The 12,999-nt window shown below is 67.1% G+C and carries 11 protein-coding genes; 2 read left to right on the plus strand and 9 right to left on the minus strand.

From position 1 onward, the window contains the following. Positions 1-15: 15 nt before the first annotated feature. From RU01_RS23205 to RU01_RS14790, 5 genes are all read right to left on the minus strand, one after another. A complete protein-coding gene (locus RU01_RS23205) occupies positions 16-1,125 on the minus strand; it encodes a DUF5336 domain-containing protein (RefSeq protein WP_052493299.1) in 1,110 nt (369 codons plus the stop codon). A 78-nt stretch (positions 1,126-1,203) separates the two neighbouring features. Continuing rightward, the gene (gene sfnG, locus RU01_RS14775) at positions 1,204-2,328 is read right to left on the minus strand and encodes a dimethylsulfone monooxygenase SfnG (protein WP_042575339.1); all 1,125 of its coding nucleotides are present in this window, start codon (positions 2,326-2,328) and stop codon (positions 1,204-1,206) included. A gap of 38 nt (positions 2,329-2,366) precedes the next feature. Continuing rightward, positions 2,367-3,602 carry an acyl-CoA dehydrogenase family protein gene (locus RU01_RS14780; protein WP_042575372.1) on the minus strand — a complete coding sequence of 412 codons (1,236 nt, stop codon included), beginning with the start codon at positions 3,600-3,602 and terminating at the stop codon, positions 2,367-2,369. A 68-nt stretch (positions 3,603-3,670) separates the two neighbouring features. Continuing rightward, complete coding sequence (locus RU01_RS14785) at positions 3,671-5,041, minus strand: HNH endonuclease signature motif containing protein (RefSeq protein WP_156148932.1); 1,371 nt, start codon at positions 5,039-5,041, stop codon at positions 3,671-3,673. A gap of 130 nt (positions 5,042-5,171) precedes the next feature. Then, positions 5,172-6,137 (minus strand): helix-turn-helix transcriptional regulator, encoded by a 966-nt coding sequence (locus RU01_RS14790; protein ID WP_042575373.1) that lies wholly within the window; start codon positions 6,135-6,137, stop codon positions 5,172-5,174. A gap of 94 nt (positions 6,138-6,231) precedes the next feature. Between RU01_RS14790 and RU01_RS14795 the strand changes: the two genes are divergently transcribed. Continuing rightward, positions 6,232-6,597, plus strand: coding sequence for a VOC family protein (locus tag RU01_RS14795; protein WP_042575341.1), 366 nt, complete (start codon positions 6,232-6,234; stop codon positions 6,595-6,597). A gap of 1 nt (position 6,598) precedes the next feature. Here the strand turns inward: RU01_RS14795 and RU01_RS14800 are convergent, their stop codons facing one another. The 4 genes from RU01_RS14800 to RU01_RS14815 form a co-directional block, all read right to left on the minus strand. Next, a complete protein-coding gene (locus RU01_RS14800; RefSeq protein WP_042575342.1) occupies positions 6,599-7,606 on the minus strand; it encodes a zinc-binding alcohol dehydrogenase family protein in 1,008 nt (335 codons plus the stop codon). A gap of 87 nt (positions 7,607-7,693) precedes the next feature. Further along, positions 7,694-8,596, minus strand: a complete 903-nt coding sequence (gene sucD, locus RU01_RS14805; RefSeq protein WP_027504157.1) for a succinate--CoA ligase subunit alpha — start codon at positions 8,594-8,596, stop codon at positions 7,694-7,696. 14 nt (positions 8,597-8,610) lie between these two features. Continuing rightward, positions 8,611-9,774 (minus strand): ADP-forming succinate--CoA ligase subunit beta, encoded by a 1,164-nt coding sequence (gene sucC, locus RU01_RS14810; protein WP_042575343.1) that lies wholly within the window; start codon positions 9,772-9,774, stop codon positions 8,611-8,613. Positions 9,775-9,911: 137 nt separating this feature from the next. Further along, entirely contained in the window at positions 9,912-11,612 is a 1,701-nt protein-coding gene (locus tag RU01_RS14815) for a hypothetical protein (protein ID WP_052493300.1), read from the minus strand. A gap of 220 nt (positions 11,613-11,832) precedes the next feature. Between RU01_RS14815 and RU01_RS14820 the strand changes: the two genes are divergently transcribed. Continuing rightward, the gene (locus tag RU01_RS14820; protein ID WP_231568729.1) at positions 11,833-12,993 is read left to right on the plus strand and encodes a M23 family metallopeptidase; all 1,161 of its coding nucleotides are present in this window, start codon (positions 11,833-11,835) and stop codon (positions 12,991-12,993) included. The last annotated feature ends 6 nt before the right edge of the window (positions 12,994-12,999 follow it).

Genomic DNA, 12,999 nt, shown 5'->3' on the forward strand with positions numbered 1-12,999 from the left:
GGCGCGCCGAACCGATCAGGTGCGGTCGTCCGGGCGCTGACCGAAGTCGAGGGCTCGCGTGGCCTCGGGTGCGGCGCCGTCGGGCTCGGACTGTGCTCGATCGTCGGACTGACCCTGGTCGCTCGGCGGCGCCTGCGGTGATGGATCGGTCTGGGGCGCTGGATCGGTCCGGGGCGCTGCATCTGTCTGTGGCGCTGCGTGCGCGGGTGCGGTGTTCACGGGCGCGGAACCGACAGGCTGTCCGTACCGCTCGGTCGGCGCACCGTAGGGAGATCCGTATCCCTGTGGCTGGCCGTAGCCCTGCTGACCGTAGGGCTGGCCGTATCCCTGCGGCTGTCCGTACCCCTGGGGCTGGCCGTACCCCTGGGGCTGGCCGTACCCCTGCGGCTGGTTGTACCCCTGGGGCTGGCCGTAGCCCTGCTGGGAGTACGCACCCGGTTGCGGCTGGCCGTAGGGCTGCTGTCCGTATCCCTGCTGGCCGTAACCCTGGGGCTGGTTGTAGCCCTGCGGCTGTCCGAACGGCTGGGCGGGACGAGCTTCACGCGGCGCCGGCACCGTGACGACACCGGACTCGATCAGCAACGAGCCGACCGACGCCACGACCTGCAGTACCGCGAGAATCAGAACCAGGATCGACCCGATTCCGACCCCGACACGCACCGCGTCACCGAACGCCGTGAAGGCGGCGCCCCGGTTGAACAGCTGGAAGATCAGCGTGAACAGCGCGGTCATGGACAGCGCTGCCACCAGGACCGCGGAGGCCTTCTGCTTGGGTAGCAGTCCCCCGGCGGTGACCAGCGCCGCGAGCAGCAACAGCGCGACGGCGGTGGGGTCCCCGAGTTCACGCTCGAAGAAGTTCGAGGAATCCCCACCGAGCGCGAACTGCGCGGACAGGCCGAGAAGGAAGGCCAGCACGCCCGTGCCGATGACGACATACGAGGCGATTCGGCCTACCTGCTTCGTTCTCGCGGCGACGCGCTCGTTCGTCGACGATTCCGTGTCTCCCGACGTCGGATCCGTCGACTCGGGAGCGGGAGCGACAAGGGCCGATCGGTCCGTGGTGCTGTCGCCGCCCGCCTCCGCCGACTGCATGCGGGGGTCGGTTCCCTCGGGTGAGAAGGTCATCTCGATTCCTCTTCCTCGGTTCTCTTCGCGTTCGACCCTTCACAGTACGGACGGTGGGATCGGCCGATCGACCGAGTCTCAGGACACCCCGACAGGCTCCCGGTCCTTCGACCGCGACGCCTCGATCTCGCGGACGAGGGGCAGAACCTTCTCCCCGAAGTACTCGATCTCCTCCTGGAAGTGGAGGAAACCGCCCAGGATCAAGTCGACGCCACGGTCGCGGTAGTCGACGATGCGAGTGGCCACCTGCTCCGGGGTGCCGATCAGCTGCGTCTTGAAGCCGTCGTTGTACTGCACCAGGTCCTCGAACGTCGAGTCCGCCCACATGCCCTGCTTGTCGGCGGTCGAGTTGCCCGCCTGCTGCACTGCACCTCGGAACCCCTCCACAGCCGGCTTGTTGGCCTTCTCGATGATTTCGCGAAGCGTGTCGCGTGCTTCCTTCTCGCTGTCGCGTGCGATCACGAAGCCGTTGAGTCCGAACTTCACTTCCCGCTGGTGCGCACGCGCGACGGTACGGATGTTGTCGAGCTGGCCGGTGACTCCGTCGAAGTCCTTGCCGTTGGAGAAGTACCAGTCGGAGTACTTGCCCGCGTTCTGCTGTGCCGCAGCCGAATTACCACCCTGGAAGAGTTCCGGATTCGGACGCTCGGCCGTGTTCAACGGCTTGGGCTTCAACGTGAAGTCGTGGATGCGGTAGAAGTCGCCCCGGAAGTCGACGTCGTCCTCGGTCCAGATCTTCCGCAGGACCTGAAGGAATTCGGCGCTTCGACGGTACCGCTCGTCGTGTTCGAGCCACGGCTCACCGAGGTGGGTGAACTCGTCCTTGAACCATCCACTCACGACGTTGACGGCGAATCGGCCGTTGGACAGATGGTCCGCTGTCGCACCTAGTTTCGCCAGGACCGCCGGCTGCCACAGCCCGGGGTGTACGGCGGCGATCACCTTGAGGCGTTCGGTCGCGAGAAGCAGTGCGAGGCTGAAGCTCGTGGACTCGTGCTGGAATTCGGCGCCGTAGCTGGCCTCGTACCGGACCTGACTCAGCGCGTACTCGAAGCCGTTGTTCTCCGCCGTCCGAGCGAGCTTCTTGTTGTATTCGAACTCCCAGCTGGTGCGCTGCTCGATGTCACTGGTGACCAGCCCGCCACTGACGTTGGGCACCCAGTAGGCGAACTTGATCTCGTCGGAAATTCCTTCGGTACTCATGCAGTCCTCGGTTCGATGATGTTGCGCGACATGTAGTTTCAGGAGTACCAGGTAGGCTGCGGAAGCTCACCGGTGAGGACGTGGCGCCCCACCTCGCGGCGCTTGTAGGCGACCGGGTCGTGCAGGGTGTGCGTGCGCACGTTGCGCCAGAACCGGTCGAAGCCATGGCTGGACGCCGTTGCGCGTGCGCCGAGTCCTTCGAAGATGCCGGAGGTGATCTCGAGCGCGACCTCGGTGGCCCGCGCCTTCGCCGCGGCCACGCGCACCTCGTGCTCGCCCCGCTCGTGCTCGGTAACGGTCCAGGCATTGTCGTGGATCCGCTGCTGCTCCGCCGCCACCGCATCGGCGAGAGCCTCTGCGGCCCAGAGCTTCGCGGTCAGATCACCGTAGAGATCGATGATGTACGGCTCGTCGAGCGCGTTGTCGACAGTGCTGTGCAACCAGGCCCGGGTCGTGGTGCGGGTGTAGTCGGCAGCGGTGTCGAGGGCGCCGCGGGCGATGCCGAGGTAGAAGTTCACGAACACGAGCTGGATGATCGGAACGTTCAGCGTGTTGTAGACGCGCGGCTCGAAGGCCTTGTCCCGGAAGCCGGCGGCCGAGCTCCAGTCGGTACGCACGTGATCGATGGTGACACTGCCGCTTTCGGTGCGACGCTGGCCGATGTTGTCCCAGTCGTCGTGGAAGGTCAGGCCGTCCGAGTCGGACGGCACGATCGCGAACACGTGGGTATCGGTGCCCGCGAGGACACCTTCGAGGACAGTGACGTCGGAGACTCGGCTGCCCGTGGAGAAGGTCTTGGCGCCGTGGTAGACGATCGAGTCACCCTCGTCGGTGATCTCCACGTCGTTGTCACGCGGGTTGACGGCACCGCCGAAGAACCAGGCGTTCTCGGTGGCAGCCTGCTCGACCGCAGCGATCTGCTCCTTCGTCCCGACCAGCCGTGCCGCCCAGAACCACAGCAGGTGATATCCGAGAAGCTGACCGATAGAACCGTCGGCGGCCGCTACCGCGCGAATGACCTGGTAGGCGGTCTCCCACGTCTGTCCGCCGCCTCCGAACTCGGTAGGACCGAGAATCGTCACCAGACCGGATTCCTTGAGCAACGCCACCTCGGCATGAGGCGCTTCGGTTGCCCGGTCGCGTGCGACGGCGTCGACAGCCAGGATTGCGGCGACCTCGTGCGCTCGCTCGATCCACTCTGCGGAGGTGGTGGGGACGGTGGTCCAGCGCGGTTCGGTGGCGACGCCGGCGGGGCGATTGTCAGTGATCGTCATGACGGGAAGTGAACCGTCCACCTCGCGGCTGAACCACCGTTGCACTCGGGGTGATTCGAACAGTTGGTTCACTCGCCGGGTGCGGTGAGGTAGTCGTTGCCGTGGGAATCGCGGATGTGGACGATGCCGTCCCGCAGCATGCGGTAATGCCACTGCCGGCGGGTTTTCAGTCCGTGGTGCCGGCGACACAGGGGTTCGAGGTTGCCGGTGACGGTCCAGCCGCCCTTGCGTGGTTCGGTGTGATCGAACGGGACGACGTGGTCGAGGTCGCAGTCTTCACTCGGTACGGCGCACCCCGGATGTACGCACGTCGAATACAGCGCTGTCACCAGTGCTGCGACCGCCTCGGACGGCCGGTATGCCAGTGCTCCGTCCGGAGGCACGGCGAAGCCCCCGTGGCCGTCCGGGTTGTCGACGGCACGGTCCAACGCTGATGGTGGGAGCGTGCGGAGGTACTCGACCTGCTCCCTCACCTTCCTGGCTTTCGTGCTTCCCAGTTTCCCCGTGGTCGGGGTCCAGCCTGCTGGCATGCGGCGGGTGCGGCGAACTTCCCTGCCGTCGACCGGAACCGGTGGATCGTGCTCCGGGTCTGGTGGGTGGTGTTCGCTGTCCTGCGCGGCGGTGATGAGTGCTTGCCACGTCGCATCTTCGGCAATTCTCCGGGCCGCATCCGCCGGGACCGGTCCCCAGCCGACGAGGTGACCGGGTTCCCCCGCCAACCCTGCTGCGGTGGCGGCGTCGAGAACGATGACCGCATGGTTGGCCGGTTCATTCGGCACGGCCCCGGTCAGAAGTGCGTGCGCGGCGTCGAACAACCGAGCCCGCAACGACGTCGGATCCGTCACCCCCCGCGCAGCAGCAGCGGCGATGTTCCGCCACATCCCGGCGACCTTCTCCGCCGGACCACGAAGGATCAGCTCCGCCTCACCGCGAGGCAGTTTCCGCACCGTCGCCGCCCGCTCCAGCGCAGCCCGCTCACGGACGACCCGGTGCCACTCCGCGTCGAACTCGGCGAGGATCCGGTCGATCGCCGCCGCCACCGCACCCGGAGTGCACCTCGATGCGGCAGCAATCACCCGTTGCAGTAATGCTTCGGTGGCGTTCGGGACCCCGGCAAGGGATCGGCACACCGTGCGGAACGCCGCGTACGCCAACCGGCCCGCAGCGAACGCTTCCTGCACCGCCGGCCGAGCCGTACGAATCAGGAACAGCCACTCGGTGACCGTGCCCGTGGACACCGACAATGCCGACGCGACCTCCGCCACCGCGCACGCCTCGGCGGCATCGGCGTCGAACACCCCACCGGGCCCGAGCACCGCGGGGCGCCGCGACTCCTCGTGAACGTAGGAGCACGACGCGGCGACGGTACGAGCGAACGAAGCCTGGGCGTCGACCTTCGCCGACACCAGCACATCGACGGAAACTGTTGCGTCGTACACGAATTCACCCCCCGGTGATGCCCGATCAGGCCGCCCCCCGACGACCTGACCACACAGTAACCCAACCCACCGACATACTTTCGGGTCACGCAGTCGGGTGCGCTCCAGCTCGCGGCATGTCGATCGGCGGTCAACTGGATGAGGCCGAGAGCCTTTCGGCCAGGATTCTCGCGAGTTGGCTGATGCGTACGCGGGCTGCCTCCGGGGCGAGGATGTCGATGTGGTCGCCGAACTGGAGCAGTTGACGCACCGACTCGATGTCGGGGTAGCCGACAACGACGGTGCATGTTCCGTTTTCCGGATCGGATACGTCGTGGATGCGGGTACCGAGGATGCGCCGCGCCAGGTCGAGACGGTCTTCCGGCAGTCGAAAGGTCACGCTGACACGACCTCGCCCCTCGGTGCGTTCCTTCAACGCGGCCCATCTGGAACGGAGGGTTTCGTCAGGTGGGAGAGAGACTGGCGCGTCGAGTAGTTCGAAGGCCGATAGTCGGTCCAGAGCGAACAGCCGGCCATCTCCTCGGTAGTCGGCGACGAGATACCAGCGGCCGGACTTCGCCACGATCCCGTACGGGTCGACCACACGCGTCGAGGCTTCACTCTCGGCGCTACGCCGGTATCGGATTCGCAGTCGGCGGCGGTGCCGCAGGGCCGATGCCAGATCGGCGACGTCGACCGCTGTTTCCGAATCGGCGAACCACGGGGCGCTGTCCACCACCACGAGGTCCGCCAGTCGCAGCGGGCAGGTGCCCGTGGGTGTTGCGGCCTGGCGGGCGGCGATCTTGCGTGCTGCCGACTCCCACATCGCCGACACGCCCATGCGCTCACGTTGTGCGCTGTCCAGACCCGCCAGGGAGAGGGCTTCCAACTCCGGTGGTTCCAGATGGGATGCGTTGAGCCGCGCACCGGGGAGCAGGACGATCCCACCGCTGCGGCCACGTTCGGCATACACAGGCACTCCTGCTGCCGACAGGGCCTCGACGTCCCGCAGCACCGTCCGGCGCGATACTTCCAGTCGCGCGGCGAGCTCGGTTGTGGTGGTGCGCTGGCGGGTCTGCAGTAACAACAAGAGATGCAGCAACCGGGAAGCCTTCATGCGTCCGATCTTCACAGAAAAGGTGACAGGTTCTGTCGTGATAAGTCGGTGAACTGTGGCGGTACCGAGAATTCACCAAATCGAGGAGCGCTCCATGCCCGCACCGAACCTGTTCTTGATCGGCGTCCGCGACGCCGAGGCCGCCACCAGTTTCTACAGCGACCTGTTCGAGATCGAACCGACCTTCACCAGCCCTCGATATGTCGCTTTCCATGTAGCTCCTGGCGTCTTGTTCGCACTGTGGACCGGCTACGGCGAACACGTGGCCCCGGACACCCCGCGCACGACCGAGGTCGGACTGATGGTGCCGGGATCAGGGTCTGCCGTCGACGAGGTCTTCGCGAACTGGGTCTCGAAAGGAGTCCGTGTCGTCGAGAAGCCGCATGACGCTGTCTTCGGCCGCACATTCGTGGTCTCCGACCCCGACGGCAATCTCGTCAGGGTCTCCCCGGTCGACTGATCTACCGAACGACGACCACCTTGCCGATGGTGCCGCCGCTTTCCACCCGTCGGTGCGCGTCCCGCAGGGTGTCCACGTCGAGAGGCGACAGCGTGGTGGTGCGGGTGCTTCGCAACGTCCCATCGTCGATGAGGCGCGAGACCTCGTCGAGGATGGCGCGCTGAGATGTGCTCTCGGGCAATGACAACGGCACCGTGAACATCAGTTCCCAGTGCCAGGTCTGGCTTTTCGCCTTCAACGGCATCAGGTCGAGGCCGACCGGGTCGTCGATCGCGACGACCTGACCGTGCACCGCCATCACCGCGGCGTAGGCGTCGACATTGCCATCGGAGAACGGGGAGAACACGTACTCGACGCCGTCCGGCGCCAGGGCACCGACCTCGTCCACGAGCGAGTGCCGATCCACGACGTGATGTGCGCCCATGTCCGTTGCCCAGTCGCGGGACTCACCGCGGGATGCCGCGGCCACGACGGTGAGCGAGGTCAGTGCCCGGGCGAGCTGGATGACCATCGACCCGGTACCTCCGGCGGCTCCCATCACGAGAAGCGTTCCGGTGCTGTCTTTTCCGAGCCCGAGCCGGACGAACAGCGATTCCCAGGCGGTGATGGCGGTCAGCGGCACGGCCGCGGCGTCCGCAGCGGACAATGACGACGGCGCGTGGCCGACGATCCGCTCGTCGACGAGTTGGTACTCGGCGTTGCTGCCGTCCCGAGCGATGGATCCCGCGTAGAACACTCGATCGCCCGGCACGTACACCCGAGCGTCGGCACCGACCGCGACGACCTCACCGACGGCGTCGAAACCGAGGACTTTCGGGCCGTCGGACGGTTCGAAGGACGAGCGAACCTTCGTGTCCACCGGATTGACGGACACCGCGTCGACACGCACGAGGATGTCGAAGCCGGTGGGAGAGGGTGTCTCTCGCTCGATCTGCACGAACGACGAGTCGGCGTCGACGGAGCCGGGTTCCGTGGAGACGATGGCAGAGTGAGTCGCGGGAATGCTCATACCTCGACGGTAGTCCCCCGGAACGACACGAGGGAGGCAAGCTTCCCGAGCGGGAAACCGGCCTCCCTCGTGTGAGAGATGAAGTGACTACTTCTTCTCGAGGATCTCGCGCGCGAGGGCAGCGGTCTCGGACGGCGTCTTGCCGACCTTGACACCGGCCGCCTCGAGGGCGTCCTTCTTGGCCTGCGCCGTTCCCAGCGAGCCGGAGACGATGGCGCCGGCGTGGCCCATGGTCTTGCCCTCGGGAGCGGTGAAGCCGGCGACGTATCCGACGACGGGCTTGGTGACGTGCGCCTTGATGTAGTCGGCCGCACGCTCTTCGGCGTCGCCACCGATCTCACCGATCATGACGATGATCTCGGTGTCGGGATCGTTCTCGAACGCCTCGATGGCATCGATGTGCGTGGTGCCGATGACCGGGTCGCCGCCGATGCCGATGGCGGTGGAGAAACCGAAGTCACGGAGCTCGAACATCATCTGGTAGGTCAGGGTGCCCGACTTCGAGACGAGGCCGATGGGTCCCTTGCCGGCGATGTTGGCGGGCGTGATGCCGACCAGAGCCTCGCCGGGCGTGATGATGCCGGGGCAGTTCGGCCCGATGATGCGGGTCTTCTTGCCCTTCTCGACGTTGTAGGCCCACGCGTACGCGCTGTCCTGCACCGGGATTCCCTCGGTGATGACGACGAGCAGCGGGATCTCGGCGTCGATGGCCTCGACGATGGCGTCCTTGGAGAATGCCGGCGGCACGAACGCGATGGACACGTCGGCTCCGGTCTTCTCCATGGCCTCGGCAACGCTGGCGAACACGGGCAGCTCGACGTCGGAACCGTCGGCTGCGGTGTGCTTGACCGTGGTTCCGGCCTTGCGAGCGTTGACGCCGCCGACGACCTGGGTGCCGGCCTTGAGCATCAGGGCGGTGTGCTTCGTGCCCTCGCCGCCGGTGATGCCCTGGACGATGACCTTGTTGTTCTTGTTCAGGAAAATAGACATAGTTTCGGTGCCCTCTACTTCGCAGCCAGCTCGGCGGCCTTGTCGGCGCCTTCGTCCATGGTCTCGGCCAGTGTCACCAACGGGTGCGCAGCATCGGCGAGAATCTTCCGGCCTTCTTCGACCTTGTTGCCGTCCAGGCGGACGACCAGCGGCTTGGAGGCGGTGTCGCCCAGCGTCTTCAGAGCGCCGACGATGCCGTTGGCAACCGCGTCGCACGAGGTGATTCCGCCGAAGACGTTGACGAACACGCTCTTGACCTGCTCGTCGCCGAGGATGACGTCGAGCCCTGCGGCCATGACCTCGGCCGAGGCGCCGCCGCCGATGTCGAGGAAGTTGGCGGGCTTGACTCCGCCGTGCGCCTCACCGGCGTAGGCGACGACGTCGAGGGTCGACATGACCAGTCCGGCACCATTTCCGATGATGCCGACCTGTCCGTCGAGCTTGACGTAGTTGAGGTCGTTCTCCTTGGCCTTCGCTTCGAGTGGGTCCGCCGCGTCGGCGTCCTCGAACTCGGCGTGGCCCTTCTGACGGAAGTCCGCGTTGGCGTCCAGCGTGACCTTGCCGTCGAGCGCCAGGATCTCGTCGTTCGGGGTACGAACCAGGGGGTTCACCTCGACGAGGAGGGCGTCTTCGTTGATGAAGACTTCCCACAGCTTCTGGATCGTGTTGGCCGCGGCGTCGAGCACCTCGGCGGGAAGCTTGCCGGCTTCGGCGATCTGGCGCGCGAAGGCGAGGTCGACACCCTTGACGGCGTCGACGGGGATGCGGGCGAGCGCGTCGGGGTTCTCCTCGGCGGTCACCTCGATCTCGACACCACCCTCGACGGAACACATCGCGAGGTAGGTGCGGTTCGTGCGGTCGAGCAGGAAGGAGATGTAGTACTCCTCCGCGATGTCGCTGGCTTCCGCGACGAGAAGCTTCTTGACGACGTGGCCCTTGATGTCGAGTCCGAGGATCGCTTCCGCGTTCGCCTCGGCCTCGGCGACGTCCTTGGAGTACTTCACGCCGCCGGCCTTGCCGCGGCCGCCGACCTTCACCTGGGCCTTGACCATGACGGGCTTGCCGATTTCTTCGGCAATCTGTCGTGCACCGGCAACCGTGTCGGTGACACGTCCTGCCGACGTCGGAACCTCGTGCTTGGCGAAGAGTTCCTTCGCCTGGTATTCGAAGAGATCCATCAGCTCACCATCTCGTCTGCGTTGACGCCCGCTCGAGGGGTAGGAGCGGGTCCGACTTGCGACTGTAACTTTCCCGGATATGTCGATATCGGCGCCCCGTACATCTTGTGGTTCAGATCACCGGTCGCCGATCGGACCTACTCGCCAGTACGAAACAGCAGGCCGCCTACCAGCGCGGACGCCACAGCGCCGACCCCGCAGACGAGCGCACCCGACGAGGGGGTGATCGCTGCGTCCGCATCGCCGACGAGAGCGCTGCATGCGACCGCGGCCAGGGCAATTCCGGCTCCAACCTCGAGTGCCGCGCCACGTGCCGGTCGCGCCCGCGTCACGACCACGGCGGCGACGCCCACCGCGACGGCCAACACCAGCCGGCCCCACACGTCCCATCCCCAGGGCAGTGAACCGATCCACCCGGCCGCGTCACCGTCGATGTCGTACACGGGGAGAAGCAACCCGACGACGGACACGGCTGCGGCGATACCCGCTGCCACGGCCACCCCGCGCGCTGCGGGTTCCACGTCGCTCGTATCGACGCCGTCACGTTCCGAGGCGCCCGCCACTCCGATCGAGATCACGGCGAGCACACCCGTCGCGACGCCGAGCAGCAGCAACCATCCGCCGGACCCGACGCCCACCCCGTCGATGCCGACGCCCAACACCACGGCCTGCAGCACCGCGAAGGACAGTGCGAGGTGGCCGACGACGATCAGCGCCGCGGCGGGCCGTACCGCCGGGGCGAACTCGGAGAAGAACAGCACCACGCCGACGACGACGGTCACCAGAGCGAACAGCAGTACCGGTCGCTCACCGGCCACGGCGGGCTGACGTCCGCCGGGGGCGGTGAGCAGCGGCAGCAGCGCGCTCGCACCCAGGACCAGGCCCGTGACGACGGTCGCCGCCCCGGCGATCACGTGTCGGCGCGAGATACTGACGACAGCGCGGGCGACCCGTGGCGCTGCGGACTCGACCGCCCCGCCGGATCGCGCGACGACGAGCGCCGCCAGGGCCAGGGCGAGAACACCCACGACGCCCACCACCGGGCCCGGAGCGATGCCGATGCGGTCACCGGCGCCGCCCGCACCGACCACCCGCACCAGGGCGACGGACGCGGCGGCCAGTGCTGTCCCCGCCAGAACCCCGGCCGCCACCTCACGACTCGACGATGTCAGCGCCACCGCGCACGCCACCAGTGCTGTCACCGCACACAGTGCGCCGCCGACGGCGAGAAGAATCGGACCGGCCACCAACGCAGGAGCAAGGAACACCGGATCGCTGCTGACGAAGGACGGCAGCACGAACGACGCGGCGACGGCCAACGCGCCGGCGATGCCCAGTGCCACTGCGGAGGCAGATGCCGGCCGGCCGTCGTCGAACGGAGCGTCGTCCGACCTCGATGCCGCGACCATGGCGAGGACTCCCGCGGCGACGACCACGAGATGGCCGAGGAGGACCGCGACCGAGCCCGGACCGGGTGACAACTCGGCGGCAGTGACCGGACGGAACAATTCGAGCCGATCCGCGTCGATCGCGGACGCGAAGAGTTGGACGTCGGCGACCGCCATGCCCAACGACATGGCACCCACAGCGGTGACCACTGCCCCGGCAAGGAGGGTTCTGCCTCGGGCGAGCGCGAAGAGCGCGACGACGGCGACCAGGATCCACACGAGCGCCGATGTGAGCGCGGCCGCGGTGCCGGGCCCACCGACTGCACTGCCGTCGGAACTGCTCACGACCCCGATCACGGGCGCGAGCGATACCGCGGCAGCCGCGATCACGGTGAGGGCGACGGGGACCGTGACCCGCGCACGGGATACGAACTGTGTCGGCTGTGTCACGATGATCGACGGTAACGGGTCTCGGCCCGATCACAGCTCGATGGACATCCGCGCCGCTTCGTCGTCGGGACACTTCCTCGAGTTTCGCCAGGACAAACTGTGAGCCACCTCACAAATCAGTGGCCAGGTCCCGTTTGGCTTGCGCCGCCCGCAACCGTTTCGTTACCGTCCACGAGGTTCCACATCACGGGCAGGTCACGAATTAGGAGGACGGTAGGTCTTGCAGCACCACCGCACCCCCTTCACACGATCTCGCTTCGTCGCAGACGACTCCGCAGACAACAGCTTCTCCGCCGACCGCACCGTGTTCACCCCGGCTGCAGGCAACGGGCACCTCGTCGACACAGGTTCGCTGGACATCGTCAGCCTCGGCAGCGCTGCCGACGACCTTCCGTCGTCACCGTGGGACCGCACACACGAATCGGACGACTACGCAGCCAGTGCCCCTGCCTACGTCGCCTCGTCCGAGGCCGACCGGCGTCAGCGGCGCTCGGTTCCCGCCACCACGTTCCTCGTGACTCCCCCGGTTGCAGCGACCATCGTCGACGAGACGACCGTCAAGCGCACCGGAGCTCACCGCATCCCCGCTCCCCCGTCGGCCCTCAAAGGCCGCGTGGCGGTCGTCGCCGTCGCAGCCGGTGCCGTCGTCGCAGCCGGCCAGGCAGCCGTCGACAACGCGCAGCCGGCCGAGCGTTCCGAGACATCGGAGTACGCACTGGCTGCAGGGCAAGCTCCCGCAGCAGCGATCGCCGCCGTTCCCGCAGCATCGACCGCCGGCATCGTCACCGACACGTCCCACGTCGACTCCATCCCGACGGCCACCTCCACCGGAGCGCCGGTCACCGCGCCGTCCACGTCGGCAGCACCCCAGATCCTCAACATCGCCACCCCGGTCGACCTCGGACAGTTCTCCGAGTTGCTGGCCAAGGGACAGCGGTTCAGCGAGGAACGCGAAGCTCGCGAGGCAGCCGCACGGCGCCCCCTGTTCGCTCTCCCCGCCATCGGCACCTACACCTCCGGCTTCGGCTCACGATGGGGAACGCTGCACGCCGGCGTCGACATCGCCAACGCCATCGGCACGCCCGTCCACGCAGTGGCGGACGGAACCGTCATCGACTCCGGCCCCGCGGCCGGCTTCGGTCTCTGGATCCGGTTGCAGCACGCCGACGGCACGATCACCGTCTACGGACACATCGACTCGTCCGAGGTCCAGGTCGGTCAGACCGTCATGGCCGGCGACGAGATCGCGAAGATGGGTAACCGTGGCCAGTCCACCGGACCCCACCTGCACTTCGAAGTTCACCTCGCGGGCGACAGCAAGATCGACCCGCTCCCGTGGCTGGCCTCGCGCGGCATCAGCCTCGGCGCCGAGCGCGACTAGTTTCTC

The sequence above is a fragment of the Rhodococcus sp. MEB064 genome, assembly GCF_000834565.1.
In the GTDB taxonomy this organism is placed as follows: Bacteria; Actinomycetota; Actinomycetes; order Mycobacteriales; family Mycobacteriaceae; genus Rhodococcoides.